26 protein-coding genes and 1 pseudogene are annotated in these 26,095 nt (G+C 52.1%); 18 read left to right on the top strand and 9 right to left on the bottom strand.

Annotated elements, in window-relative coordinates; all coding sequences use genetic code 11:
* Positions 1 to 201 precede the first annotated feature (201 nt).
* Complete coding sequence (locus MK323_06385) at positions 202 to 1,566, top strand: MFS transporter (protein ID MCH2481786.1); 1,365 nt, start codon at positions 202 to 204, stop codon at positions 1,564 to 1,566.
* A gap of 17 nt (positions 1,567 to 1,583) precedes the next feature.
* On the opposite strand, the gene MK323_06390 is transcribed toward MK323_06385, so the two are convergent.
* The 3 genes and pseudogenes from MK323_06390 to MK323_06400 form a co-directional block, all read right to left on the bottom strand.
* Positions 1,584 to 1,760 carry a hypothetical protein gene (locus MK323_06390; protein MCH2481787.1) on the bottom strand — a complete coding sequence of 59 codons (177 nt, stop codon included), beginning with the start codon at positions 1,758 to 1,760 and terminating at the stop codon, positions 1,584 to 1,586.
* 72 nt (positions 1,761 to 1,832) lie between these two features.
* Positions 1,833 to 2,123, bottom strand: coding sequence for a hypothetical protein (locus MK323_06395; GenBank protein MCH2481788.1), 291 nt, complete (start codon positions 2,121 to 2,123; stop codon positions 1,833 to 1,835).
* 41 nt (positions 2,124 to 2,164) lie between these two features.
* Positions 2,165 to 2,446: pseudogene (locus MK323_06400) on the bottom strand (ATP-binding cassette domain-containing protein).
* Positions 2,447 to 2,727: 281 nt separating this feature from the next.
* Here MK323_06400 and ssb point away from each other — a divergent pair.
* The 9 genes from ssb to MK323_06445 all read left to right on the top strand — a co-directional run bounded on the left by ssb (position 2,728) and on the right by MK323_06445 (position 13,011).
* Complete coding sequence (gene ssb / locus MK323_06405) at positions 2,728 to 3,180, top strand: single-stranded DNA-binding protein (GenBank protein MCH2481789.1); 453 nt, start codon at positions 2,728 to 2,730, stop codon at positions 3,178 to 3,180.
* Positions 3,181 to 3,510: 330 nt separating this feature from the next.
* Positions 3,511 to 5,457 carry an AMP-binding protein gene (locus MK323_06410; protein ID MCH2481790.1) on the top strand — a complete coding sequence of 649 codons (1,947 nt, stop codon included), beginning with the start codon at positions 3,511 to 3,513 and terminating at the stop codon, positions 5,455 to 5,457.
* Positions 5,457 to 6,266, top strand: coding sequence for an ABC transporter ATP-binding protein (locus MK323_06415; GenBank protein MCH2481791.1), 810 nt, complete (start codon positions 5,457 to 5,459; stop codon positions 6,264 to 6,266). The genes MK323_06410 and MK323_06415 overlap by 1 nt, the downstream gene beginning before the upstream one ends.
* 78 nt (positions 6,267 to 6,344) lie before the next feature.
* Positions 6,345 to 7,271 (top strand): branched-chain amino acid ABC transporter permease, encoded by a 927-nt coding sequence (locus MK323_06420; GenBank protein ID MCH2481792.1) that lies wholly within the window; start codon positions 6,345 to 6,347, stop codon positions 7,269 to 7,271.
* A 3-nt stretch (positions 7,272 to 7,274) separates the two neighbouring features.
* A complete protein-coding gene (locus tag MK323_06425; protein MCH2481793.1) occupies positions 7,275 to 8,351 on the top strand; it encodes a branched-chain amino acid ABC transporter permease in 1,077 nt (358 codons plus the stop codon).
* Positions 8,352 to 8,472: 121 nt separating this feature from the next.
* Positions 8,473 to 9,786: an ABC transporter substrate-binding protein gene (locus MK323_06430; GenBank protein ID MCH2481794.1), complete on the top strand. Its 1,314-nt coding sequence runs from the start codon at positions 8,473 to 8,475 to the stop codon at positions 9,784 to 9,786.
* 42 nt (positions 9,787 to 9,828) lie between these two features.
* Positions 9,829 to 10,641 (top strand): ABC transporter ATP-binding protein, encoded by an 813-nt coding sequence (locus tag MK323_06435; protein ID MCH2481795.1) that lies wholly within the window; start codon positions 9,829 to 9,831, stop codon positions 10,639 to 10,641.
* 139 nt (positions 10,642 to 10,780) lie between these two features.
* Positions 10,781 to 12,016 (top strand): AMP-binding protein, encoded by a 1,236-nt coding sequence (locus MK323_06440; GenBank protein ID MCH2481796.1) that lies wholly within the window; start codon positions 10,781 to 10,783, stop codon positions 12,014 to 12,016.
* 56 nt (positions 12,017 to 12,072) lie between these two features.
* Positions 12,073 to 13,011 carry an SDR family NAD(P)-dependent oxidoreductase gene (locus MK323_06445; GenBank protein ID MCH2481797.1) on the top strand — a complete coding sequence of 313 codons (939 nt, stop codon included), beginning with the start codon at positions 12,073 to 12,075 and terminating at the stop codon, positions 13,009 to 13,011.
* 236 nt (positions 13,012 to 13,247) lie between these two features.
* On the opposite strand, the gene MK323_06450 is transcribed toward MK323_06445, so the two are convergent.
* Positions 13,248 to 13,490: a hypothetical protein gene (locus MK323_06450; protein ID MCH2481798.1), complete on the bottom strand. Its 243-nt coding sequence runs from the start codon at positions 13,488 to 13,490 to the stop codon at positions 13,248 to 13,250.
* Between the two features lie 146 nt (positions 13,491 to 13,636).
* Between MK323_06450 and MK323_06455 the strand changes: the two genes are divergently transcribed.
* Both MK323_06455 and MK323_06460 read left to right on the top strand, forming a co-directional pair.
* Positions 13,637 to 14,656, top strand: a complete 1,020-nt coding sequence (locus MK323_06455) for a D-cysteine desulfhydrase (protein MCH2481799.1) — start codon at positions 13,637 to 13,639, stop codon at positions 14,654 to 14,656.
* An 11-nt stretch (positions 14,657 to 14,667) separates the two neighbouring features.
* Positions 14,668 to 15,420: an amino acid racemase gene (locus MK323_06460; GenBank protein MCH2481800.1), complete on the top strand. Its 753-nt coding sequence runs from the start codon at positions 14,668 to 14,670 to the stop codon at positions 15,418 to 15,420.
* Position 15,421: 1 nt separating this feature from the next.
* Here the strand turns inward: MK323_06460 and MK323_06465 are convergent, their stop codons facing one another.
* Entirely contained in the window at positions 15,422 to 16,615 is a 1,194-nt protein-coding gene (locus tag MK323_06465; protein ID MCH2481801.1) for a pyridoxal phosphate-dependent aminotransferase, read from the bottom strand.
* A gap of 303 nt (positions 16,616 to 16,918) precedes the next feature.
* Between MK323_06465 and MK323_06470 the strand changes: the two genes are divergently transcribed.
* Entirely contained in the window at positions 16,919 to 17,455 is a 537-nt protein-coding gene (locus MK323_06470) for a DUF1285 domain-containing protein (GenBank protein MCH2481802.1), read from the top strand.
* Between the two features lie 55 nt (positions 17,456 to 17,510).
* Here the strand turns inward: MK323_06470 and MK323_06475 are convergent, their stop codons facing one another.
* From MK323_06475 to MK323_06485, 3 genes are all read right to left on the bottom strand, one after another.
* Complete coding sequence (locus tag MK323_06475; GenBank protein MCH2481803.1) at positions 17,511 to 18,653, bottom strand: PLP-dependent aspartate aminotransferase family protein; 1,143 nt, start codon at positions 18,651 to 18,653, stop codon at positions 17,511 to 17,513.
* A gap of 36 nt (positions 18,654 to 18,689) precedes the next feature.
* Positions 18,690 to 20,078 (bottom strand): pyridoxal-phosphate dependent enzyme, encoded by a 1,389-nt coding sequence (locus tag MK323_06480; GenBank protein ID MCH2481804.1) that lies wholly within the window; start codon positions 20,076 to 20,078, stop codon positions 18,690 to 18,692.
* Positions 20,079 to 20,151: 73 nt separating this feature from the next.
* Positions 20,152 to 21,369: an aminotransferase class V-fold PLP-dependent enzyme gene (locus MK323_06485; GenBank protein ID MCH2481805.1), complete on the bottom strand. Its 1,218-nt coding sequence runs from the start codon at positions 21,367 to 21,369 to the stop codon at positions 20,152 to 20,154.
* 378 nt (positions 21,370 to 21,747) lie between these two features.
* Between MK323_06485 and MK323_06490 the strand changes: the two genes are divergently transcribed.
* The 5 genes from MK323_06490 (at position 21,748) to MK323_06510 (ending at position 24,538) form a co-directional block, all read left to right on the top strand.
* The gene (locus MK323_06490; protein ID MCH2481806.1) at positions 21,748 to 21,951 is read left to right on the top strand and encodes a hypothetical protein; all 204 of its coding nucleotides are present in this window, start codon (positions 21,748 to 21,750) and stop codon (positions 21,949 to 21,951) included.
* Between the two features lie 248 nt (positions 21,952 to 22,199).
* A complete protein-coding gene (gene nthA / locus MK323_06495; GenBank protein ID MCH2481807.1) occupies positions 22,200 to 22,811 on the top strand; it encodes a nitrile hydratase subunit alpha in 612 nt (203 codons plus the stop codon).
* Between the two features lie 3 nt (positions 22,812 to 22,814).
* A complete protein-coding gene (gene nthB, locus MK323_06500) occupies positions 22,815 to 23,480 on the top strand; it encodes a nitrile hydratase subunit beta (protein MCH2481808.1) in 666 nt (221 codons plus the stop codon).
* The gene (locus MK323_06505) at positions 23,477 to 23,851 is read left to right on the top strand and encodes a nitrile hydratase accessory protein (GenBank protein MCH2481809.1); all 375 of its coding nucleotides are present in this window, start codon (positions 23,477 to 23,479) and stop codon (positions 23,849 to 23,851) included. The genes nthB and MK323_06505 overlap by 4 nt, the downstream gene beginning before the upstream one ends.
* Before the next feature lie 39 nt (positions 23,852 to 23,890).
* Positions 23,891 to 24,538: a CoA pyrophosphatase gene (locus MK323_06510; protein MCH2481810.1), complete on the top strand. Its 648-nt coding sequence runs from the start codon at positions 23,891 to 23,893 to the stop codon at positions 24,536 to 24,538.
* Between the two features lie 61 nt (positions 24,539 to 24,599).
* Here the strand turns inward: MK323_06510 and MK323_06515 are convergent, their stop codons facing one another.
* Complete coding sequence (locus tag MK323_06515) at positions 24,600 to 25,745, bottom strand: MFS transporter (GenBank protein ID MCH2481811.1); 1,146 nt, start codon at positions 25,743 to 25,745, stop codon at positions 24,600 to 24,602.
* Positions 25,746 to 26,095 lie beyond the last annotated feature (350 nt).

Raw genomic sequence — 26,095 nt, forward strand, 5'->3', positions numbered from 1 at the left:
ATATTACGACTCGTACGCCTTGGCTTTCAAAGCTTTTTCCAGTATTTCTGTTTTCTACTCAGTTGATCGGAGTAAATCGAAAAAAAAGGTTGGCAATTTGGGCCATGGGTGCAGTGTTTGTGGCAGCTAAACGGTGGTCCTGGGCCTAAACGGCTTAAAAAATTGGGAGATTGATCTCTGAAGCGAGATAAAAGTACCGCGATGAATGCGTTGGAAAGGCGCTCGGTGGTGGCGCTTTCGTCGCTTATGGGATTGAGGATGTTTGGGTTATTCCTGATCCTGCCGGTATTTGTGCTTTACGCCCCGGGACTTGAGGGCGCGACGCCGTTAACGGTGGGTATTGCATTGGGCGCCTATGGACTGACGCAGGCTGTGCTGCAGGTGCCATTCGGGATGCTGTCGGATCGCTATGGGCGAAAGCGGATGCTGAGTATAGGGTTGTTGCTGTTTGTATTCGGCAGTGTCGTCGCGGCGCTGTCCAGCAGTATCGAGGGCATTATTTTGGGTCGCGCGATTCAGGGCACCGGCGCTATATCGGCAGTTGTGTTGGCCACGTTGTCGGATCTGACCAGAGAGCAAACGCGAACCAAAGCGATGGCCGTGGTCGGTGTGAGTATCGGCTTCTCATTTCTACTTGCGCTGATGTTGGGTTCCTCGCTGGTTCAGTGGCACGGTCTTTCCGGATTATTCTGGATCACCGCCTGTCTTGCGGCTGCAGCCGTGTTAGTCGTATGGCTGACGGTACCGACTGCGACTCGTGTTTCGGCATCTGTCGAGATCCAACCCGTTCGCAGCCAGATCAGTGCTGTGTTGTTTAACCGCCAGTTGCAGGGTTTGAATCTGGGGATATTTGTTTTGCACATGACACTGATGGCACTTTTCATTGCTGTGCCTGTCGGCTTGCGTGACATCCTAGATCTGGTTTCAGCGAGTCACTGGCAGTTTTATGTGCCAGTCTTGGTGTGTTCAGTGTTCGGCATGGTGCCGTTGCTGATTTATGGGATGCGACGGCACAGAACATTTGCTGTGTTCCGTCTCGCAATAGCACTGCTGCTCGCTGCACAACTGATCCTGATCATCGGGACGGATCAGGTTGCGTTTCTCATCGCCGGCGTCTGGTTGTTCTTTGTGGGTTTTAACCTACTCGAGGCCATGTTGCCGTCGCTGATGTCACGGCTCGCCCCGGCGGCAAGCAAAGGGACCGCACTGGGTATCTACAATACGTTCCAGTTTTTGGGGGTGTTTGCAGGCGGCGTTGTTGGTGGACTTATGTATGGTACGTGGGGTGTGGCCGGTGTCTATGGGTTTGCTGCGTGTGCTGTGTTCGTATGGCTGGTGTTGGCTTTAAGTACTTCGGCCCCGGTGTTGCTGGAAAGTTTGACGCTGCGTCTGGCAGATACCGCTGATCAGGAACAGAGCGATGTCCTGCAGCGATTGAGTCAGGCGCCAGGGGTACGCGAAGCCGTAATCCTTCCGGGACGAGATCTGGTCTATCTGAAGGTCGACCCAGCAGAGGTTGACGAGGATGCCCTACGAGAAATAGATGGCGTAGTAGCTGTTGACTAGTTAGCCTGTTAACGCAGCTAAAGAGGTGGCCGTTTGGCTGAAATTTCAAACCATCGCCCGGCTGCCTCCTCAAATGCCACAGCAGCCCTGAACACGTCCTTGTCACAGTAGGTTCTGCCGACCACCTGAATGCTCGTGGGTATACCGTTTGAGGCTCTACCGCTCGGCAAGGTCAGAACTGGACAGCGGCTCATGGTGTTAAATGGTGAAGTCATAACCCACCCAAGCATGGGGTTAACTTGCTTACCATTTATGCATACTGAATCCTATGACTGGTCAAAATCGGCGGGTACTGCAGGCAAGGCAGTGGTCGGACAAATAAGTACGTTGTGTTTTTCCAGGATAGGTCCCAGGGTGGCATACATACTGTTTGCAACTTCCAGTGTGGGTACAAAATCTACCGCTTCAGAGTCTCGTCCCTTTTCGGCAAATGTCCGAGCATAGGTGGTTAACTGATCGCCGTGAGTCTCTAGTAGTACCGACAGTGATGCACCAAATAGGTGTTCCAGATAGGTGAGACCGGTATCGAGTGCATCGTGAGTCCAGCCGAGATCCACTTCTTCTATGGTTGCACCCAGGCTGCGGAAGATAGCCAGTGCAGCGCATAGTTTTTAAAAACTGTATTTACAGGTCGCTGATGTGGAGGAAGCGGGCTGATGTCATCACCATCGAGCAGGATTGCGGCCCTCAGTGGGGTGGTCGAAACCGGCTACTAGCCGCAATAGCGTTGTCTTACCACAACCAGATGGTCCAAGGAGTGTAAAAACTCGTTCTGGTTGATCGAGACTGAAACCTGATCTAATGCTGTGACAGGTTGGTCGGTTTGGGCGCCAAAAACCTTTTTGACGGCTCTAACGTCAACTGCTACTTCAGTACTCAATTCGACGGTCCTCCTCAGTGCCAACATTCACGACTCAAGTAGCCCGGTTTAAAAAGGATCCAGTTGTTTGAGCAGATTCTAGGGCAGCGGGCGTAATTTCCATGGACTCAACACTGTACTCGAATATATGGTGACTGTAATCTGTGCGTTAACGCACTTTAATCGATTGGAATCAGCGTTATACTCAGATTTGGAGGTTTGCAATAGGTTCAGTGGTTTTGGGCTGGCAAAATGACCAGGAAGCACTGAGATCAACCAAAAAGACGAAGCTGGAGAGCGCTATGGCCAGAGGAGTAAATAAAGCAATCATCGTGGGTAATCTGGGACGGGATCCAGAAGTCCGTTATTCAGCCAGTGGCAGCGCGATCGCCAATGTAACTGTTGCAACAACCGACAGCTGGAAAGACCGGCAGTCGGGTGAGCGCCAGGAGCGAACCGAATGGCATCGCGTGGTGTTTTTTAATCGCCTGGCAGAAATTGCCGGTGAATATCTTAAAAAGGGTTCACAGGTGTTCATTGAGGGACGAATCCAGACCCGAAAGTGGGAGGATAAAGACGGCAACGAGCGCTGGACGACCGAAATCGTGGCGAACGAGATGCAGATGCTGGGTTCACGCGGTGGCGGCAGTATGTCTGACGGACCGCCGGACGATTCGGGTACTGCGCCGGCGCCTGGCAGCAGCGGTTCATCGGGCTTCAGTGACTCGGAATTTGATGACGATATCCCGTTTTAGGGAACCAAAACAGTTTCAAACTGAAATTAATTGGGCGTTTTGAGATTTAAATTCCAGAATTTCTAGATATATCTGAATACTTGATTTGTAGTTCAGTAGGGTCAAGGGTGCCACTGGTAAATTTTCATATGATTAATGCTGGGTCGCGTTGCAAAATTCTTAGCACAGTGTTTATAGTTCGCCCCGAGATGGATTAAGTGTCGAGCAGTTTGTATCGCTGGAATCTGTCGAAAAGAAAGTTAAAACCGGAGGAGATCAAGTCGACGACTGTGATAGAGCCAGTCGCTGTACGCTGTGTTAAAAACTTCCTCATGAAACCCATTGAACGACATGGTTAATACCACCTATTCGTCTGCCGAGACGTTTCCACGCTGCCTGCTTGACCAGGCTCAGCGTAATGGTGAAAAGCCAGCGATACGCGAGAAGTACCTTGGCATCTGGCAGACATGGACCTGGCGCGAGGTCAGTGAACAGGTGCGGGTACTCGCGTGTGGACTGGCAGCGGTGGGTTTTAAGCGAGGTGACAAGCTTGCACTGATCGGTGACAACCGACCACGGCTTTACTGGTCAATGAGCGCAGCCCAGTGTCTGGGTGGCATCCCTGTGCCCATGTACCAGGATTCGGTAGCGGATGAACTTCAGTTCGTGGTTGAACACGCTGAGGTACGTTTTGCAGTTGTAGAAGACCAGGAACAGGTCGACAAGCTGCTCGAAATCATGGACCGATGCCCGAAACTGGAGTTCATCATTTACTGTAATCCACGAGGTATGCGGAACTATTCGCAGGATTTTCTGATTGATCTTGAAACGGTTCAGCAAAAGGGTAAAGATTTCGAAAGCAAGAATACGGCGTTCTTTTCGGATGAAATAGACAAAGGCAAGAGCGGTGATGTTGCCTGCATTCTCTATACCTCGGGTACAACGGGAGATCCCAAAGGGGTTGTTCTGAGTCACGAGAGCCTGATCAAGACTGCGACCAATGCTGCGAACTGGGATCAGCTCACAGCAGACGGAAACGTACTGGCCTATCTGCCAATGGCTTGGGTCGGTGACAATCTCTTCTCTTATAGTGAGTCGTACATTGTTGGGTATTGTGTCAACTGTCCTGAAAGTGGTGAAACGGTGCTGAACGATATGCGCGAGATCGGCCCGAGTTATTTTTTTGCACCACCGCGAATCTTTGAGAACTTGCTCACCAGCGTCATGATTCGGATGGAGGATGCCGGTGCTATTAAGCGCAGGATGTTCCACTACTTTATGGCGGTGGCGAAACGTACAGGCACACGAATTCTGGATGGTGAAAGCGTATCGGCAAGCGATAGATTGCTCTACATGCTGGGCCGATTGCTGGTCTATGGTCCACTGAAGGACATGTTAGGATTTACCCGTATCCGGATGGCTTATACCGCCGGGGAATCTATCAGCCCAGAGTTGTTTGATTTCTATCGGTCACTCGGTATTAATCTGAAGCAGCTATACGGTCAGACCGAGGCATCCGTCCTCGTAACAATCCAGCCGGATGGTGAAGTGCGTTCAGATTCGGTTGGTGTACCAGCACCTGATGTCGAGATTGAAATCAGCGACGGTGGGGAAGTCTTATACCGTAGCCCGGGTGTTTTCTTGGAGTACTACAAGAATCCTGAAGCAACTGCAGAGACCAAGACCGCAGATGGTTGGGTACGCACCGGTGATGCTGGTTACTTCGACAAGGAAGGGTATCTGAAGATCATTGATCGAGCTGCGGATGTGGGTAAGCTCAATGATGGTTCTATGTACGCACCAAAATATCTGGAGAACAAGCTCAAGTTTTTCCCCCAGATAAAAGAAGCAGTGACCTTCGGTCACCAGCAAGACTTTGTGTCTGCTTTTATCAATATTGACCTTGAGGCCATCAGCAACTGGGCGGAGAAGAACGATGTGACCTACGCGAGTTACCACGAACTGGCCACAAATGATCGGGTGTCTAGTTTGATTCAGGATTGTGTCGCGTCGGTCAATCAGGAACTGGCCAACGAAGATCAATTCAACACTTCCCAGATACAGCGTTTTGTCTTGCTCCACAAAGAACTGGATGCGGATGATGGTGAGTTGACCCGAACTCGAAAGGTTCGGCGAAAATTCGTGGCTGAAAAATATTCAACGCTGGTCGATGCGTTGTATTCAAATCGAAACAATGTGCATGTCGAAACCGAAGTCACGTTTGAAGATGGCCAAAAAGGCTCGATTGAAGCAGATATAAAAATCTACGACATGCCTACTGCAGAGGCACCAGCCTGATGGCCGCAGTCATGGAAACACGTACGGTTGGCGATGTTGTTCTGAAAGCCGACGAGGTCACCGTGACCTTTGGTGCGGTGGAGGCGTTAACTGGTGTCAGTTTTGAGGTTAAAGAGCGGGAGATCTTGGCTATCATTGGACCGAACGGCGCAGGCAAAACGACGATGCTCAACGTGGTCAACGGGTTTTACCACCCGGATTCGGGCTCAATCACGTTTAAGGGCGAAACCCGGAGTCGTATGCGACCCCATGTGGCTGCAGCGCAAGGTATCGCACGTACCTTTCAGAATGTGGCCTTGTTCAAGGGTATGAGCACGCTGGACAACATCATGACGGGTCGTAATCTCAAGATGAGTCGCTGGGCGACGAACATCCTCTCGGCGGCGATCTACTACGGGCCGACGCAAAAGGAAGAGATTGCCCATCGTGAGCATGCCGAACACGTCATCGATTTTCTGGAGATCCAGTCGATTCGCAAAACACCGGTGGGTAGATTGCCTTATGGGCTTCAAAAGCGTGTGGAATTGGGTCGGGCACTCGCAGCAGAGCCCGATCTGTTGTTATTGGACGAACCCATGGCCGGGATGAATCTTGAAGAAAAACAGGACATGTGCCGCTTTGTCCTTGACGTGAACGATGAATTCGGCACCACAATAACGCTGATTGAGCATGACATGGGTGTGGTTATGGATATCTCCGACCGGGTGGTGGTACTGGACTACGGTAAGAAGATTGCTGAAGGCACCCCGGATGAGATCAAGAGTAACCAGACAGTCATTGATGCCTACTTGGGCGTTTCGACTGATTAAGTATCATACAAGTGCAGCGGATTAAGGAATAAAGAAATGAACGTTTTGAATGCCGTCTTCGTTGCGCCGTTTCTTGATATGGCAGACTCTCCCGCTTTCTTTTTTGAAGTGGTGATTGGCGGGATGATGACAGGGGTCATGTATTCCCTCGTGGCATTGGGATTTGTGCTGATCTTTAAAGCGTCTTCGGTGTTTAATTTTGCACAAGGCGTATTTGCGCTGTTTGCTGCAATGACACTCGTTGGCCTTATGACAGGGACAGTGCCTTTCGCTCTGGATAAGGCTTTGCCCGGAATGCCGGCCTTCGTCGCCATTGTCCTAACGGGTGTGGTCATGGTGGGCCTGGCTTTTCTGGTTGAGCGGGTCGTGCTTCGGCCAATGGTCAATCAGGATCACATCATTATGTTCATGTCGACCATAGGCATTGCTTTTGTTTTGGAAGGGTTCGGCGATCTGATGTGGGGCAGTGACGTCAAGCTGCTGGATATCGGCATACCGACAGGAAGTTTCTTTTTTCTCGATATGATGATCCAGATATTTGATCTGTGGGCCGCTGGTATTGCTGGCGTGCTGGTCCTCAGTTTGGCTGTGTTTTTCCAGAAAACAAGAACAGGCCGAGCACTGAGAGCGGTCGCTGATGATCACCAGGCAGCACTGTCGGTGGGTATTCCCTTAAAATCGATTTGGGTCATTGTCTGGTCGGTTGCCGGCATTGTCGCCCTAGTGGCGGGAATCATGTGGGGATCGAAGTCCGGTGTGCAGTTCAGCCTGTCTCTGATTGCTTTGCGCGCGTTACCGGTATTGATCCTGGGTGGCTTCACATCTGTGCCGGGTGCAATTGTTGGTGGATTGATCATTGGCGTCGGTGAAAAAGTTGCTGAAGTGTATTGGGGGCCGCTCGTCAATGGCGCGATCGAAACCTGGTTCGCTTATGTGCTTGCGTTGGTATTCCTGCTCTTCAGACCACAGGGGCTATTTGGTGAGAAGATCATTGAACGGGTGTAGACCATGATTTATCGAGAAACAGGACAGTTCAAACCGACATACCAATCAGATTCGGCTGTGTTTCCGATTGCCCAGGATCGCTGGGTTGTCATTGCCTTTGTGGCGTTTCTGGCTATAGTGGTGCCATTTTTTGGTAGCGAGTATTTGTTCCAGGCGATTTTGGTGCCGGTGTTAATTTATTCGATTGCGGCAATTGGTCTGAATCTGCTCACGGGTTACTGCGGTCAGCTGTCCCTGGGTACTGGAGGATTTATGGCCGTGGGTGCCGTCGCCTGTTATAAGTTCTCGACAGCTTTTCCTGAAATGAACCTAGTTGTGGTACTACTGCTTTCTGGTGTGGTCACAGCCGGTGTCGGCCTGATTTTCGGTGTGCCGTCTTTGCGTATCAAGGGGTTCTATCTGGCGGTCGCAACGCTTGCGGCACAGTTTTTCCTCAACTGGCTGTTCAACAAGATCGCCTGGTTTCAGAACTACACGCCTTCAGGCACACTCACGATGCCGCCGCGAGAGGTTTTTGGCGTATTGGTAACTAGTGCAGCGGCACAGCCGCATCATCGTTACCTATTCTGTCTTGCTGTGGTTGTCATATTGGCGCTTGCGGCAACGAACATAGTGCGTGGCCCGGTAGGCCGAGCCTGGATGGCCATTCGGGATATGGATATTGCCGCCGAACTGATTGGCTTTCGGCCGTTCCAGACCAAACTGCTCGCGTTCTCTGTCAGTTCGTTTTATGTGGGCATCGCGGGGGCGTTGGCATTGGCCTTATGGCTGGGTAGCGTTGAAACCGCCGAAGCATTTGATATTAATCAATCATTTCAGGTACTGTTTATGGTCATCATTGGTGGCTTGGGCAGTATGCTAGGGTCGTTCATCGGCGCAGCATTTATCGTGCTGATGCCAATCGTCCTGACCAACGTGATGGTCTATGGGCTCGGATTTGAGGCCGTGACCGCCAAGCATTTTGAGTTTATATTCTTTGGTGGACTGATTATTTTCTTTTTGATTGTTGAGCCTCATGGTATAGCGCGGCTTTGGCAGATTGCGAAAGAAAAGCTGCGCTTATGGCCGTTTCCACATTGAGGCCGATGATGTTTCGAGATGGTGTTCTGGAGTAATTAGTGATAGGTAGAAGTGATTGGTATAAGTAGAGTTAATGGGTAATAGTAGAAGTTATCAGTTGTTAAACATGATGGAGGTTGATATGCGTATCAAAAATCTGATGGTTAGTGGGCTCTTAGTAGCACTCATCACGAGCCCGTTTGTTGTGAATACGGCGTCGGCAGCAGAACAGATTTACCAAATGGGACTGACGTACCGAACAGGTCCCTATGCACCGAATGGCGTGCCGTTCGCCAATGGTTTTGCCGACTATCTCACATTGCTGAATGAGCGCGATGGCGGGATTGGTGGCGTACCGATTGTGTACGAAGAGTGTGAGATGGGCTACAACACCAAGGTGGCTGTCGAGTGCTACGAGAAACTAAAAAGCAATCGACCGGCGGTTGTGATTCCAAACTCGACCGGTGTGACCTACCAGCTGATCCCCAAAACTGCGGTCGACAAGCTGCCACTGTTGTCAATGGGATACGGGCGTACTTCAGGTGCTGTGGGTACTGTATTTCCCTGGTACTTCAACTTTCCGACCACTTACTGGTCACAGGCCACAGCAGTGATCAGCTATATTGGTGCGGAAATGGGTGGGATGGACAAGTTAAAGGGCAAGACAATCGCCCATGTTTTTCATAACTCGGCCTATGGTAAGGAAGCCAATCCGACGTTGAAGGTGCTGGCTGAAAAATATGGATATGAGTTGATGTTGCTGGCGGTTGACCACCCGGGTCAGGAGCAGAAAGCCACGTGGCTGCAGATCCGTAAAAAGCAACCGGATTATGTGTTTATGTCGGGTTGGGGCATTATGAATTCGACCGCGATCAAGGAAGCCGCGGCCATCAACTATCCCATGGATCGGTTTATTGGCAACTGGTGGTCGGGTTCCGAAAACGATGTACTGCCGGCTGGCGCCGCAGCAAATGGCTATCGATCAGCGACGTTTCATGCATCCGGTGCCGAAACACCTCTGCACGAAGATATCAAGAAGTACGTGTATGACAAAGGCAAAGGTGCAGGAGATGTAGGTCGGATTTACGAGGTTCTCTATATCCGCGGATTGCTGAATCACATTTTTGCCATGGAAGCTGTCAGTAATGCACAGAAACACTTTGGTGTGAAAGTGCCGAGTGGCGAACAGGTCCGCTGGGGACTTGAAAACATGCACGTGACAGCGGCTGATTGGGAGCGTTTGGGTTTGCCCGGTTTTGCTGAGATCAAGGTGACTTGTGAAGACCATGAAGGCGGTCATCCGGTCTTGTTTCAGCGCTGGGATGCAAGTGCTAAATCGTGGACGGTCATCAGTGACTGGATACCTGTCATGCGGGATGTTGTCCGGCCGATGATGGAAGCTGACGCAGCGAAGTACGCAGCGGAAAACAACATCACACCACGTGACTGCGGTTGATAGCTGTTTATAGCGGTATTTGTTGCAGATAAGGTAACTGTTGTGAGTAGCAATGAACATTTTTTGAGTGTCAACAATGTTGAGGTGATCTACGATCACGTCATACTGGTACTCAAAGGTGTTTCACTCGAAGTCCCCGAGGAGGGCATTGTCGCCCTCCTCGGGGCCAACGGCGCCGGTAAGACAACCACACTGAAGTCCATTTCAAACCTGCTGGGCAGTGAACGCGGTGTCGTCACCAAAGGAGCTATTGATTATCAAGGGGCCCGGATAGATGGGCTCACGCCCAGTGAACTGGTGAAACGCGGCGTTATCCAGGTGATGGAAGGCCGGCACTGTTTTGAGCATCTGACCGTAGAAGAAAATTTGTTGACCGGCGCTTATACCCGTGGTGGTGACCGTAAAGGCGTGGCAGATGACTTGGAGCTCGTTTACAATTATTTTCCACGCTTGAAAGATCGCCTTAAATCACTTGCCGGTTACATATCCGGCGGCGAACAACAGATGGTCGCGATTGGTCGTGCGCTCATGGCAAGACCTAAACTGATGTTACTGGATGAGCCGTCAATGGGATTGGCGCCGCAACTGGTCGAAGAAATCTTTGAGATCGTTAAGCGGTTGAACGAGGACGAAAAGGTCACATTCCTATTGGCGGAACAGAACACCAACATGGCTCTGCGCTACAGCCGCTATGGCTATATTCTGGAGAACGGTCGGGTGGTGATGGATGGCGACGCACAGACATTGTTGGGTAATGAGGATATCAAAGAGTTCTATCTTGGAGCCAGTGGTCGTGACCAGCATAATTTCAGAAACATGAAACAATATCGCCGGCGCAAGCGTTGGTTGAGTTGATCGGCGATACCAAATTATTTGTTGAATAACTAATGTGTCACAAAGGCCCAATTGAAGGTGCCTATCCAGCCTGTACTTGCTTGACTCGACCGAATCTCGGCGGGTGTTACGATTGCAACGATCTAGTAAGGTGACCTCAATGCCTGATTTTTACGATGCCCTAGAGACCCGTGATTCGGTACTTCGCGAGAAACAGCAGTTTGATGAGCTGAAAAAGCAGTTGCACAACGCGCGGGATCATGCGCCGGCCTATGCTGCGATATTGGCTGACGTTGATATTGCGGATATCAATGATAGAGATACCCTGTCGATGATTCCCCTCACTCGGAAGTCAGACATCGCCGAACGTCAGGGCGAATTGCCGCCGCTGGGTGGGTACGCCACAGTCAGGATGGACAGCTTTTATAATGTGTTTGCCTCACCGGGTGGAATATTCGAACCCGGTGCTGCCCGAGACGATTACTGGAATTTTGCCCGCGGGTTACACGCTGCCGGCATACGGACTGGTGACCTGATTCACAACACATTCTCGTATCACTTTACCCCGGCGGGTCTGATGGTCGACAGTGCGGCACGAGCGCTTGGCTGTCCTGTGTTTCCGGGAGGAATCGGTCAGACTGAACTGCAGGTTCAGGTGATGGCACGACTACAACCCCGGGCTTATTGCGGGACACCGTCTTTCTTGAAAATCATCCTGGACAAAGCTGCGGAGATGAAAATCCGGGTGGACACGTTGTCGTTGGGACTCGTGGGTGGGGAGGCACTGCCGGGCAGCCTACGCACTGAACTCAGTGATTCTGGCGTCGATGTGGTCCAGTTTTATGGCACCGCAGATCTTGGGATGGTCGCATACGAATCCTCGGCAAAAGAGGGTATGATCCTTGAGGAAAAAGTGATTGTGGAAATCGTACGGCCGGGTACTGGAGAACCGGTAACAGAAGGTGAAGTGGGCGAAATTGTCGTGACCACACTGTCTCCAGAATATCCACTGATCCGGTTTGCCACGGGCGACCTGTCTGCCTTTATGTCGGGCAACAGTCCGTGCGGACGAACAAACCGGCGGATTAAGGGCTGGATGGGCCGAGCAGACCAGACCGCCAAGGTTCGAGGAATGTTTGTCCACCCGTCTCAGGTGGCATCGGTGGTCTCGCGTCATGACGAATTGCTTCGGGCTCGTTTGGTAATCGGTCGCGTCGATAACCAGGATGTGATGACCCTAAAGTGTGAAGTCGAGAACGATCCGGAATCGATAGAACAGTCGATCGCACAGAGTGTTCGGGAGGTCTGTAAGTTACGCGCAGACATCGAGTTATGCCCGGTTGGGGCGTTGCCAAATGACGGTGTTGTGATTGAGGACTCCAGGCCTCTGGACTGAGTGATCTTCGGTCCGTCGGCTGAATTACAGTATTCACTGACCCATTCCATCATACGGTGTCGCTGTTTCCGCTTAATCAGAGTGCCGGTCCTTCCGGATTCGGCTATCGCTCAACTGCCGAGGAGGTGACCGACGGACTCGATCTCTCCGGTAAAACCTATCTTGTGACGGGGTGTTCTACGGGACTGGGCAGGGAGACGCTCCGCGTGTTGACTTTAAGAGGTGCCCGCGTGATTGCGTTGGCGCGAACGCTTGAGAATGCCCGCGAGGTCTGTGCGCAGGTGGCGGGAGACACCGTTCCACTGGCCTGTGAATTGTCGGATCCAGGTAGCATCAATCGTGCAGTCGATGAGATCAGGTCGAGTGATCACAGGCTCGATGGCATTATCGCCAATGCTGGAATCATGGCACTGCCGAAACTGCAGCAGAAATTCGACCTGGAACTTCAGTTTTTGACCAATCATGTCGGACACTTCATTCTGGTTACAGGTCTGATTGCTCTGCTGACGGATCATGGCCGCGTTGTGATGCTGTCCAGTGTTGCCCATAAACGGACTTACCACGATGGCATTCAGTTCAACAATCTCTCCGGAGAGAATATCTACGTGCCATGGAACGCTTATGGTCAGTCGAAGTTGTGCAATCTGTTATTTGCACGACACCTATCAACCCGGTTACCTGGGCCGCGGCAGACCGCAAATGCCGTACATCCGGGTGTCATTGCGACACGGTTGACGCGTCATATGAATCCGCTACTGCGCGTTAGTGCACGTGTGGCCTCCCCGTTGTGTCTGAAGAACGTGGCTCAGGGCGCCGCGACCCAGTGCTATGTTGCCACCCATCCGGCGGTCGCAGGTATGACTGGCCGTTATTTTGCCGACAGCAATGAAGCCATCCCCAGCCGTTTCGGTCAGGATGATGCGCTCGCGTCGGCGCTGTGGACGCGTAGCGAGGACATTGTCAGTCAGCTCGATGAGATGTGTGTGAATCCGTAACTGCGAACCCAAAAATCGTTTAAGTTAATGATATTAGGTCACTATTAGGATGATTTCGTCCACTGACCAGGCCCGTAGGCATGTTTTGTATTTTATGCTGTTAATAAGAAATACTTATGCTTTGAATAACCTTATTTGACTGCTTAAGTACATTAGTATATTCTGGACATCCTTTCCTACCTAGAGGGGTTTAGTAAATGCATTGGATTAATTCTGTTCGCGGTTGGGTCACGTCATTAGCGGAACTTGGTATTTCCATAATCGCCCTCGGCGTGGTACTCGGCATTTTGTTTGACAATATTCCGTTCCTTCCCGTCGATGTAACGGCCAATGTAATTGAATTTGTTAACCAGCTTGGTGGTCAGGGCCTCGTCGGTCTTGTGGCCTTGGGTATAATCTGGTGGGCCTTTGGTAGACGGGCAACCTGACATCCAATAAATTGTTGTTGATAAAGGGGGCTTTCGAGCCCCCTTTTTCATTGGTGCACTCAGTTTAATGACAGAAATTGCCGAGCGGCATGCTAAAAACTGTCTCCTGAAGGCAATTCGCCTTAAACTTCTAACATGCCAAACTTTTTTTTCCCACGGCAGGCGGTGCCGGGGTTTCGATATTCCGGGCATTAGTTATGAATCTTGCACGTTTCCCCCGACTCCGGTTCGGACATTTGCCGACACCGCTTGAACTGCTGGAAAACCTAAGTCGCGAACTCGGCGGACCGGAAATCTGGATCAAGCGTGACGACTGTACCGGGATGTCCACGGGCGGCAATAAAACACGAAAGCTTGAGTTTCTGATGGCACAGGCACAAGAAGAAGGTGCAGACATCGTTCTGACCCAGGGCGCGACCCAGTCAAATCACGCCCGGCAAACTGCTGCATTTGCTGCTCGCATGGGGGTCGACTGTCACATTCTCCTGGAGGATAGAACCGGTATTCAGGACCCGAACTATCAGCACAACGGCAATGTCTTTCTGGATTTGCTTCATGGCGCGAGCCTGGAACACCATCCAGGTGGTACCGATATGGAAGCGGCCATGGCAGCTTCAGCTGAGAACTTTCGAGCCCAGGGGAGGCGTCCCTATACCATTCCTGGAGGCGGTTCCAATCCAACAGGTGCTCTGGGCTACGTCAATGCTGCGCTTGAACTGGTGACCCAGGCAAATGACCAGAACCTCAGAATTGACGAGGTGATACACGCAACGGGCAGTACGGGTACACAGGCAGGGCTGGTGGCAGGATTGGCTGGAATAAATAGCGGTGTTCCTGTTCTGGGTATCAGCGTTCGTGCTGACCGAAAGAACCAGGAAGAGAATGTTTTTCGACTTGCGGCAGCGACAGCTGAACTGGCCGGCTGTTCGAGTGCCGTTACCCGCAAGCATGTTGTTGCGAACGCTGACTATGTGGGAGAGGGCTACGGTATACCGACGCTGGGTACGATCGAAGCCATCCGGATGCTGGCCCGGCTCGAGGGTATCCTCCTGGATCCCGTCTATTCCGGGAAGGGCATGGCGGGGTTGATCGATCTGGTTCGAAAAGGTGTATACCGGCGCGGCCAGAATGTAGTGTTTGTGCATACGGGCGGGTCAGCTGGCCTTTTCGGCTACATCACACGTTTCCAAACCGTTGCAGGTGACGCCGCAGCCTGATGCCGGGTCCGATGTCAGCTAACGATCATCCGGTTGTGGGGGTTATCGGCGGCATGGGCCCTGATGCAACTGTCGATCTGATGAAACGCGTTATCTGTGCGACACCGGCAAAAGATGATGCCGACCATATCCATCTTCTGGTGGACAATAACCCCAAGGTGCCGTCCCGAATTGCTGTGCTGGTCGAGGGCCATGGTGAGAGTCCGGCGCCGGTGCTCGTGCAAATGGCCCAAAATCTAGAACGCGCTGGCGCAGATCTGCTGGCCATTCCCTGTAACACGGCCCATGCCTACCTTGATCACATTCGAGGTGCTGTTGCGATACCGGTTTTAGATATGATTCAGATGACGGCTCACCGGCTGACTGAACTGCCGTCAGAACCAAAAACAGTGGGCGTTATCGCATCGAGTGCCGTACTGAAAACGGAGTTGTACGGGCAGGCACTCGAGGCATGTGGGCTCGATGTTGTATTACCGGTGGCGGCAGACCAGGATGCCGTGATGGTTTTGATCAAAAAAGTAAAAAGTGGACAGGTGTCAACGGCAGATCATCAACGGTTCAGCGATATCGCAAACGGGCTGGTTGAAAGCGGTGCACAGGGGATCGCAGTGGCCTGTACTGACCTTTCGGTAATGGGCCAGGATCACCTGATCATCGACGTGCCGCTGGTTGATGCACTGGATGTGCTGACAGAAGCAATCGTAGCGTGCGTAGGACAGTTAGCACAATCACCCGCGCGCGAATCAGTTCAGGTTATTCAGTGAATCAGGTGGCGACCGTTTCAACATAAGCAAGAATTTTCTGCGCAGCAGTGCGCAGGGTGCTTTCATCCAGACACAGGCTGATACGGAGTAGACCCTGACCGCTGCTGCCGAATCCATCACAGGGCAGCAGACTAACTTTCTGCTCGTTCAACAGGCCCCAGGCAAAGTCAGAGGAAGACTGGCCCAGCGGGCGGACGTCCAGGACGGCAAACATTCCGCCACCTTCCGCATACAGGCTGGTACCGTGAATGTGCGACAAGGTTTCTTTGATAACATCCCGATTCCGCATCAGTTTATCGCGAACGACGATGGCGGTATGTTCATCCTGTTCCAGTGCGTACGCCGCAGCGTCCTGAATAAAAGCGGGCAGGCCGTACGCCATACAGATGTTCAGATTGTAGAACTGATCGTTCAGGGTTTTGGGAGACACTGTCCAACCGCATCGCCAGCCTGTCATACGGTGCGATTTCGAAACACTGGAAATGGTCACTGTGATGTCGTCAGCGTCCTCTAGGCTGCTGATACTGACGAAATCTTGTGGAGCGATCTCAGCGTACACTTCATCGCTGATGATCCAGATACTGTTTTTTCGGCACAATTCGACAATCCGCATAAGCAGTTTTCGACTATAGACAGCACCTGTTGGATTATTGGGAGAATTGAGGAGTATGGCTCGGGTTCTCGGTGTGATGGCTTTTTCCAGGGCATCAATATCAATCTGAAACCCATTGGACACATCTGTGGGAAGAGGGATCATTGTTGCGCCACCGAGTTTTACTGAAGCGGGATAGGTCGCGTAATACAGTTCTGGAACGATGACTTCAGTGCCGTGTTCCAGCAGGCATAAAGACGTGGCAAAAAGGGCATTCTGAGCACCCGAGAATACGCAGACATTATCGGCACTGACCCGCTGGCCGGTGCGTAACTGGTGTCTTTCTGCAATGCTGTGCCTGAGGCGCTCGTCACCCAGCGCCGAGGTGTAATGGTGGCGACCCGACTCAATTGACTCAATAGCAGCTTGCTGGATCTCACCGGGGGTGTATTCGTCTGATTCTTCACCTACGCTGAGGATAATGACGTCATGATCATGCTGTTGCCTTGTCTTGGCTTCGTAATGAATTGCCCAGACATCAGCACTTTTGCCACCAACCCGGTGGATAAGAGAAGAAAACGGCAGGTCTTGATCTACGGGCACTGTTGATACCTGAATTATTGGGTCTAGGTCAAAAGAATGATCAGTGACCGGAATCGTACTTCGGTTATCCGCATCCTTGCAAGACAGCCTGACAGGGAATTTTCGTCATCACTTCAGGTGCGGTCTGGTCGTCGTGCGGTGCAGAATCTTCAGATAGGTTGGGCATTTATCTATGTTTACTGACGTCGTAACATACCAGTTCTGTGATGGATCGTGTGTTACCGGGCCGCCACATTATTATTTTTCATTCAGTGATCAAAATCAGGAGTTGATGCAGTGACAGATGAATCGGCAGAGAGATCGCTGCGGAGTTTAGCGGACAAATTAGATCAAGGGGCCCGTCGGGTTCATGATTGGCATCCTTCACACGTTGCAGACATCGATTTGCGAATTTCGCGAGATGGTATATGGTACTACCAGGGTTCGCCGATCCATCGAGCGCGTTTGGTCAAGCTGTTCTCGTCTGTAATGCGTCGCGATGGCGATGAGTTTTTCCTGGTGACACCGGTCGAAAAACTCAAAATTCAGGTGGATGATGCGCCATTTGTAGCAGTTGAGATGGATCGGGAAGGCGAAGGTGAATCACAGCGTCTGCTGTTTCGTACCAATGTCGACGATGTGGTCGCAGCGGGTCCTCGGCACCCCATACGGGTCGTGATTGATCCATTGACTGAGGAGCCGTCGCCTTACATCCGGGTCAGGGATCAGCTCGAGGCACTGATCTCACGACCAGTGTTTTATCAGATGGCCGACCTTGCACTGATGGAGAACGACGCCAGTTCCACCGAGTTCGGCGTCTGGAGCTGTGGGCACTTCTTTGCTCTAGCTGAAGCGACCTGATTAAAGAGCAGGTACTGGGACCATGAGACAGCGGAGTCTCGATCAGTGCCCGGTGTCAGGTCTGCGCCAGTCCCTGCTCGAGGTCCTCTATGATGTCGTCAACGTCTTCGATTCCGACCGAAAGTCGGACGAGGCCGTCAGTCAAGCCCCGTTTCCGTCGATCCTCAGCAGGAACGTCGGCGTGGGTCATCGTCGCCGGGTGTGTGATCATGGTTTCTACACTGCCCAGACTTTCAGCGAGTCCGCACAGCTTCACAGTATTCATCAATTGCCGCCCGGCTTCAGCACCATCCTTGAGTTCGAAAGCAATCATCCCACTGAATCCGGACATCTGGGCCTTGGCAATATCATGCTGGGGGTGGGACGGCAACCCGGGATATAAAACCCAGTCGATTTTATTATGAGATTCGAGGAAGCCGGCAACACGCATAGCCGACTCCTCATGGCGCTTCATGCGCAGGTGCAGTGTCTTGAGCCCACTTAGATTCAACCAGCAGTCGAAAGGACTCGATACAGCACCGATGGTCTTCTGAATATATTTCATCTCATCAAAGATATCTTTTCGATTTGTAGCCAGTACACCACCGATAATCTGGTTGTGACCAGAGAGATACTTGGTTGTACTGTGCATCACGATATCGACGCCGAACTCAAGAGGGCGCAGAAACACCGGCGTTGCAAAAGTTGAATCAACAGCCAGGAGAATCTCGTGTTCCTTTGCAATTCTCACCATGGCTTCCAGGTCAGTAATGCGCAACAGGGGGTTCGTCGGTGTTTCAATCCAGATCATCCTGGTTGCTGGTTGGATAGCACTGCTGACGGCATCCGCATCAACTGAATTGACATAGGTCGTTGACAGGCCGTACCGGTTAAGGACGTTGTCCAGGTGCCGCGTTACACCACCGTACACGTCATCCCCACAGATGACATGCTCACCTGAGCTGAGCAGCTTGAACGCAGCATCCACGGCAGACATTCCGCTGGCAAAACTGATTGCGTATTGTCCGTTTTCTATAGCCGCAAGGTTTGCTTCCAGTACCTGTCGAGTAGGATTTGAAGAGCGGGTGTAGTCGAAGCCTTTGTCTCTACCAACTTCTTCGAGCACGTAGGTGGCGGTTTCATATATTGGCGGCAGGATAGAACCTGTTGTGGGGTCAGGTGTGATGCCAGCGCGAACAACTTTAGTATCAAATTTCAACAGTGCATCTCCGGTTGGTGGTGAGTTGCGTGTGCCTCAGGCGGCTTCTCTGTTTTTCTGGGTATAGTATTCAAGCAGGTCGATTTTATTGACCACACCGACGACCTGGCCATCCTCAACGACGATCGCGACGTTGTTTTCTTCAAATATCTGTTGGATCTGGTCCAGGGTCTGTGAAGGCTCAACCTGACCTTCTAGAGGTCGGGCGATATCGCGTGCAACATCCTCTAACGAGTGCTCACCGCCCGCTACTGCCCGAAGAATGTCCAGTTCTTCGATCATTCTGAGGCCCCCCTGGCCAACGGTCATGGGCATCTGAGAAATTCCAAGCGTAGCCATCTGACTTATGATTGACTGGAGGGAATCGTTTGGGTCAGCCAGAACCACCTGCTGCTTTTTGAATTCGAGGATATCTTGTACCGTACCGAGCTTTCTCTGTGGCGCAAAATACCCCATATCCCGCATCCACTCGTCGTTAAATGTTTTGCTGATGTAGCGGTCACCTGAATCGCAGACAACAGCAACGACAATTTTTCCAGGGCCAAGATTGCGTGCTTCCTGAAGCGCACCATGAAATACGGTGCCTGTAGAGCCGCCAGCAAATATACCTTCGTGCCTGGCCAGGTTGCGTGCCATAAAGAAAGAGTCTCGGTCAGTGACGTTCACCACCTCGTCGATGACAGAAAAATCCAGTGTGCTGACCATGAAATCGTGGCCGATCCCTTCAACGCGGTACATCCCTGGGTCTTCCCATTCCCCTTTGTAGAAAGCATCATGGTAGATACTGCCATAGGGATCTGGTCCAACTACCCGGACTTCCCGTCCGGCTGCCATGGCTTTTTCCTTGAGGTACCTGCCGGCACCTGAGATCGTACCGCCGGTACCCAGGCCCGTGACGAAACAATCGATCAGCCCGTCTGTCGCCTCCCAGATTTCTGGCCCCGTGGTCAAATAATGGGCTTCCGGGTTCGACATATTGTTGTACTGATCTATGTAAAGGGCATTCGGTGTTTGCTCCGCGATTCGTTTGGCAACTTCCACGTAACTGTCAGGATGATGGTGGTCCAGTTCTGTGGGTGTGACAATGACTTCTGCGCCATAGGCCTTGAGCATGTCGATCTTTTCCTGACTCATTTTGTCCGGTATCGTAACAATGCAGCGATAGCCTTTCGCGGCGGCCGCCATCGCAAGACCTAAGCCAGTATTGCCCGATGTACTTTCTACGAGCGTAGCGCCGGGTTTCAGCAAACCTTCCTGTTCGGCTCGTTCGACCATATGAATGGCCATTCGATCCTTGACCGAACCCGTTGGGTTCAGGTTTTCCATCTTGGCAAGGACGGTTGCCATACCGGGTTCAACGATATTGTTGAGCTTGACCAGCGGTGTGTCACCAACCAGATCGAGAACGCTATCACAGTAATTCATGTGGCTGACCTTTACCTGTATTTTCAGGATACTTCGGCGTAAGCAGTTTCCATTGCCATGCTTTAGGTCGATTTTATAGTGTCGCCAGTTCCGAGACAGCTTTGATCGCCTGTTCAATGTCCTCATCGTCGGTGAAATAACCAGGTGCGATACGCACAGTGCCGTTACGCTCCAGTGTGCCCTGATCCCGGTGAACCACAGGGGCACAATGAAGTCCTGCACGCACGCAAAGTCTATAATCAGCGTCTAGCATTGTCCCGACCTGTTCTGCCGGTAGATCACCAATATTGATCGAAAGTGTTGCGACCCTGGGCTGCTTCCCGGTGGGTCCGTAAACGACAACACCCGGAGTGTCTTGGAAGGCCTCAATCAGTCGATGGGTCATCCGATTCTCCAGCGTATGGATATGATCCTGCGCAGCATGGCAGGCTGCTTTGTGTGAAGTCAGGTCGGCGCCGTTTCCCGTACTGCTTCGGCCCAGTTCAGCAAACCATTTCTGTGCTGCATTAAGCCCCGCAATACCAGGGATCGGGGGTGTGCCTGCCTCGACTCGATGGGGGTATTCGTCCGGATGGAAATCCGAGATGGAATTGACTCCTGTGCCGCCGGTTTTGACGGGTCGAATTTCAACACCCTCGCGTACGATCATCCCACCAATGCCCATGGGACCAAAGAGCCCCTTGTGACCCGTAAAAACCAGTATGTCGATTTCCCAGGCGTCCATGTCAATAGCGACAACGCCGGCTGTCTGGCAGGTGTCTACGATGAATATGGCCTGAGTGTCTTTGACTGCTTTACCGATAGCATCGATGTTCTGCAAAGACCCGATGACGTTGGACGCATGATTAGCGACCACGACGCGGGTCTTAGGCGTAATTGCCTTGCGGACGTCCTCCGGATCGATATAGCCTTGTCCGTCGGCAGAGATGCGGCTAACGCTCACACCTCCGTCGCGTTCGAGGTGATTGGCGGGTCGCAGTACAGCGTTATGCTCGATCCGTGTGATGATCATGTGATCCCCAGGATTGAGGAGTCCGAGCAACGCAAGGTTCATTGAGTCTGTGGCGTTGAGAGAAAAAGTCACTCGGTTCGAATCACCACCAAAGCTGAAGAATTCGCCCAGCATACGCCGAGTCTGAATGATCATGGTTTCTGCTTCGATGGCAAGTTCATGGCCGGACCGACCAGGATTGACCCCATGGCTTCTGAAAAACTTGTCCATGAACTGGTAAACAGGTTCTGGCTTGGGCAGTGTTGTTGCCGCGTTGTCAAAATAATAGTTGTCTTTCATCAGTGAACCCGTAGTGTTTTTTGGGTTGGCTTGTACCCCCAGGGGCATTCACGGCCGAAGTCGCTAAAGCACTGACCCCCTGCTGTACCCGCTAGCCGTTTTAGCTGCCAGCCAGACGTGTTGAGGGACCTAATCCGCGCCGTCTTAAGTGTGTGCAACGAAATAGCTTAATTTTTCTATTGACCGTCGAAGCGACATATTTTGCCTAAAATGCTGCGCCAAAACTAGAAAATAAATCTCTAAATTACCGACTAAAATGAAATAAATTTCTATATTCAGATTCGGGATCTGCGGCACTCAACGGCCTTGTGCTGTAACACTTGCTGGCTGGGTACGTGCCCTGAACACGGTTGCCCAGTCGGAGAACTGACCCGCCAGGTGGGTCGCGCTGTTGCCTGGCCCAGCACTCAGACTCAAGTTGGTTTTCAGGGTGGCGAACTATCGATGTTGGGTGTGGTAATTCTGTGGACGTGGTATTTGAGAGTGTCGGCGAATCGCTTACTGGTCATTACAGCCTATCCCCGCACTGTATTGACCATGTTTGGCGCTGAATTGTGCCTGATTCTGGCGGCACTTTTCTGATGAGCCAAGTGACGGGCGCAGTGCTTGTCGCCACGGGTGCAGTTCTGGCCCAGATCCCAGCACCACGGTCAGGAGCAAGGTCAACCTGAAGGTGCTATTTCACTGCGTCTGGCCGATACAAATTGGCCAGACTGAGTTAAGATGATCGCTCTGATTCCACAAGCCACCTGCGTGCCGAAGCTTGCGAAAAAATGTGTATGTTGCGGTAATTCGCGCTCGCAGTTGCTGTGTTCCAGTAAGGAGAAGCCATGAGTGACCATAACCACCATACCGAACCGCCATCTGAATTCGAACTGAAAGTCAAAGCCCTTGAATCCCTGTTGGTAGAGAAAGGTTTGGTTGACCCTGCCGCCCTGGATGCTCTAATTGACACCTACGAAAACCGGGTTGGACCCAAAAACGGCGCCCAGGTCGTGGCCCGGGCCTGGACTGAACCGGAGTTCAGAGACTGGTTGCTTAAGGATGCCACAGCGGCGATCGGGTCTATTGGATTTACTGGTCGGCAGGGGGAGCACATGAAAGTGATTGAGAACACACCCACGGTTCACAACCTGGTGGTGTGTACCCTGTGCTCCTGTTATCCCTGGACGGTGCTGGGACTCCCACCGGTCTGGTACAAGTCGGCGCCTTACCGTGCCCGTGCGGTGATAGATCCCCGAGGCGTATTGGCGGAATTCGGTACCGAGATCGGGCCTGATGTCGAGGTTAAGGTTTGGGATTCGACATCCGAGATGCGGTATATGGTCCTGCCGGAACGGCCTGCCGGAACGGCCGACTGGACCCAGGATGCACTGATGTCTCTGGTCAGCCGTAATTCCATGATCGGTGTGGAAACAGTCCACCCACCAAAGGACACCTGAACGATGAACGGCGGACATGACCTGGGGGGTATGCACGGACTCGGACCCATAGATCCAGAGCCCGAGCAGGGTGAACCCGTATTTCACGGTGAGTGGGAGCGGCGGGTATTTGCCCTGAACTTGGCTACCGGGTTTCTGCGTCACTGGAACCTTGATGAGTCGCGCCATTCCAGAGAACGTCAGCATCCGGCGGACTATATGCGGAACAGTTATTACAAGAACTGGTTCAATGGCCTTATTACCTTGCTCGTGGAAAAAGGTCTGGTCACTCAGTCGGAGTTGGACAGTGGAACCGTAAATCTCTCAGAGTCTTTCTCAACAGCTGCAGTTTTACAGGCTGCCGATGTCGAAACAGCGATGCTTAAAGGGGGACCGGTGAACATGGAGGTCGACCAGGCACCACGGTTTCTGATTGGCGATTCCGTGCAGGTCCTGAACATTAATCCCGAGGGGCATACCCGTTTACCGCGATATGCACGGGGTAAGCAGGGTGTCGTGGACGATCACCATGGCGCGCATGTGTACCCGGATAGTCAGGCGTTGGGGGTGCGTGAAGGACAGCACCTCTACAGCGTGAGTTTTTCGGCAGCAGAGTTGTGGGGTCAAGGTGACAAGAACGGGTTTCGGGTGAGCATCGATTTGTGGGAACCTTACCTCAACTCAGTATGAATACTTCGGTTGCCATGGGGCCAGAAGATCCTAGGGGCGGTGATCAGGCGCCGGTATTTGCAGAACCGTGGGAAGCGCAGGCGTTTGCTCTTGTGCTACGGTTGTCAGAACAAGGCTTGTTCCAATGGTCAGAATGGACCGCGGCGCTGGCTGCCCAGATCAGTCAGGCCAGGGAAAGCGGCGATCAGGATCTGGGAGATACCTATTATCACTACTGGCTCGCTGCACTCGAGAAGCTACTGCTTGAGAAATCCGTGTTGGATAGTAAAGCTGTAAGGTCGCGAGTGGAGCAGTGGCGTCGTGCTTACCTCAATACGCCACATGGCCAGCCGATCGAACTCTCGGCGGGTCGAGAGCCAGCAGATATTTGAACGTGATTGAGAGATGCTGGTACTCGCGGGAGTTCCACGGTGGCTGCTGATGATATTGATCTCACATTTGACGCACGGCTGCGTGAGCACTGTCAGCAGAATCTGAATGCATTCGATCGACTGGGGGTTGATGACCAGACGCTGCGCCTAGCAGCTGTTGCTGTGGTCGTGGTCAAGCATCCATCTACTGACGATGCTTGTTTCTTGTTGACCCGCCGGGCGAGCGGCTTAGCTCGACATAGCGGTCAGTACGCACTGCCCGGTGGTCGGCTGGATGAGGGTGAGGACGTCCAGACTGCTGCACTCAGAGAACTCGAAGAGGAACTGGGGTTAACTGCTCGTGAGGAAAACGTTATCGGGCAGTTGGATGATTTTGCGACCCGGTCAGGCTTTAGAATCACGCCTGTTGTGATCTGGCTCGAGCACTCAGAAGAGATCAGGTCGGACCCTCAAGAGGTCGAAGCGGTTTTTTACGTACCAGCCAGCGACCTTTTGCAGCCCGGTGTACCGCGGTTGCATCATATTCCCGAAAGTGAAAGCCCGGTTCTGTCCATCCTGTTTAAGTCACTGCGAGATGAAGTATTCACACCGACCGCGGCAATTGCCTTTCAGTTTGGAGAAGTTGCACTTCGCGGACGAACGACCCGGGTATCACACTACGAACAGCCAATCTTTGCCTGGCGTTGAAGAAGTCGGCCTGTTCTACGCTGGATTTGTTGCGCAGGTGTATCCACAGTTGTCAGAAAAGTCAGTGGCACTGCCGGTAGTGTCTGGGGGCGGCCACGATAAATGAGATACCAGCGACCGTAAAACTGGCAATGGCGAAGAAGAACGCATAGCGATAGCTGCCAAAAATGTCATGCAGATAACCACCGAGTGATGGCCCAAAGGCGCCGCCAAAGCCCAGGCCCGCGAGAATAATTCCGTTTAGGGTGCCGAAATGGCGTCCATGAAAAATATCGGCGGCCCCGACAAATATTGTTGGAGAGTAAAGGCCCGCACCGAATCCAAAAGTAATGGCATAAACGTACAGTTTCCAGGCGCTCTCATCGTCGGACACACTGCTTAACAGTAAGATCGCCAAGACCACGAGTATTGTTGCAACCAACACGGTCAGTTCGCGTCCCACAATGTCCGAGACGGCGGAACTGACCTGCCCAACCACCATAAAAATGCCAAACATCGCAAAAACCGAAGTCGCAAGAATTCCGGTGTAGCCCATGTCCAGAGCGAATTTAATCTGATGCGCTATCACCAGGTAGCAGCCGCTGCCCCAGAAACACATGTTCGAGATAACCAGTAGCCAGAGCCGGTAGCTGGCTAAGGCTTGTCGCAGATTCCACTCAGGTCTTTCGCTTTGACCATGTCTTGGCCGGTTCGGTGAGCGTTCTCGGTTGGATCTTGAGCGGAAGGCAGACACACCTTTTTGTGACGGATGGAAATGATAAAAGGCCGCAATGAGTGGTATCAGAATACAAACAACGGCAGCGCCCATCAGTACATAAGCAAACCGCCAGTTGAATAGCTCTATGGTGTATTCGACTGCGATCACATAAACAAAGCTCAGGCCGCCACCCATCTGTGCCAGCCCCAATGCCAGACCTCTGTGGTCTGAAAACCAATTAGCGATGGTCGGGTTCATGACGGGAGACCCGCAGCAGGCCAGTCCGATCGGGGTGAGTACCCCAAACAGTAGGTAGAAATGCCAGAGTGCGGATCCCAGACTGCAAAGTGCCGCAGTGGCACCCACAATGATCACGCCAGCCAGCATAACCCGTTTGGGATTCCAGCGGTCTGTCAGGGCGCCAACAATGGGCGCAAACACGCCATAACTGAACAGATGCAGTGAGAGCATCATTGCGGTGTCGCCGCGCCCCCAGCCAAACTCATTCAGAATTGAATGAAAAAACGCTGAAAATGAATGACGGACACCGTAGCACAGGATACCGACGGCACAACAGACAACAACTATTAGCCAACCTGGATGTATTGATCGGGTAGCGCTGGCTTGGTTCAGAGTATTTACTCGCTTAAGAAGGAAAGCGCCGGCATTCTATCGGAGATAGATGGCAGATGGTGTAATTATCTCTGATAAGTAAAAGTGACGATCTGAATGCTCTAGGTTCACTTGTTCTGACCGAACTGTTGAAGGATGGCAGTCAATGATCAGCAATCGGGTTGAGGCTTGCTGGCAGCTTTGTCCAATGGTCAAAAAATTAGCCCGAACCGGGGAATATAATTCCG

This window comes from Gammaproteobacteria bacterium, assembly GCA_022450155.1.
Taxonomy (GTDB): Bacteria; Pseudomonadota; Gammaproteobacteria; order Arenicellales; family UBA868; genus REDSEA-S09-B13.

What these genes read in the sequence shown, in the direction of transcription:
- MK323_06460 (MCH2481800.1), top strand. Translation starts at nt 14,668, where the DNA reads ATGTCAGCTAACGATCATCCGGTTGTGGGGGTTATCGGCGGCATGGGC.
- MK323_06390 (MCH2481787.1), bottom strand. Translation starts at nt 1,760, where the DNA reads ATGAGCCGCTGTCCAGTTCTGACCTTGCCGAGCGGTAGAGCCTCAAAC.
- ssb (MCH2481789.1), top strand. Translation starts at nt 2,728, where the DNA reads ATGGCCAGAGGAGTAAATAAAGCAATCATCGTGGGTAATCTGGGACGG.
- MK323_06415 (MCH2481791.1), top strand. Translation starts at nt 5,457, where the DNA reads ATGGCCGCAGTCATGGAAACACGTACGGTTGGCGATGTTGTTCTGAAA.
- MK323_06485 (MCH2481805.1), bottom strand. Translation starts at nt 21,369, where the DNA reads ATGAAAGACAACTATTATTTTGACAACGCGGCAACAACACTGCCCAAG.
- nthA (MCH2481807.1), top strand. Translation starts at nt 22,200, where the DNA reads ATGAGTGACCATAACCACCATACCGAACCGCCATCTGAATTCGAACTG.
- MK323_06430 (MCH2481794.1), top strand. Translation starts at nt 8,473, where the DNA reads ATGCGTATCAAAAATCTGATGGTTAGTGGGCTCTTAGTAGCACTCATC.
- MK323_06450 (MCH2481798.1), bottom strand. Translation starts at nt 13,490, where the DNA reads ATGAAAAAGGGGGCTCGAAAGCCCCCTTTATCAACAACAATTTATTGG.
- nthB (MCH2481808.1), top strand. Translation starts at nt 22,815, where the DNA reads ATGAACGGCGGACATGACCTGGGGGGTATGCACGGACTCGGACCCATA.
- MK323_06420 (MCH2481792.1), top strand. Translation starts at nt 6,345, where the DNA reads ATGGCAGACTCTCCCGCTTTCTTTTTTGAAGTGGTGATTGGCGGGATG.
- MK323_06410 (MCH2481790.1), top strand. Translation starts at nt 3,511, where the DNA reads ATGGTTAATACCACCTATTCGTCTGCCGAGACGTTTCCACGCTGCCTG.
- MK323_06480 (MCH2481804.1), bottom strand. Translation starts at nt 20,078, where the DNA reads ATGAATTACTGTGATAGCGTTCTCGATCTGGTTGGTGACACACCGCTG.
- MK323_06385 (MCH2481786.1), top strand. Translation starts at nt 202, where the DNA reads ATGAATGCGTTGGAAAGGCGCTCGGTGGTGGCGCTTTCGTCGCTTATG.
- MK323_06505 (MCH2481809.1), top strand. Translation starts at nt 23,477, where the DNA reads ATGAATACTTCGGTTGCCATGGGGCCAGAAGATCCTAGGGGCGGTGAT.
- MK323_06425 (MCH2481793.1), top strand. Translation starts at nt 7,275, where the DNA reads ATGATTTATCGAGAAACAGGACAGTTCAAACCGACATACCAATCAGAT.
- MK323_06455 (MCH2481799.1), top strand. Translation starts at nt 13,637, where the DNA reads ATGAATCTTGCACGTTTCCCCCGACTCCGGTTCGGACATTTGCCGACA.
- MK323_06440 (MCH2481796.1), top strand. Translation starts at nt 10,781, where the DNA reads ATGCCTGATTTTTACGATGCCCTAGAGACCCGTGATTCGGTACTTCGC.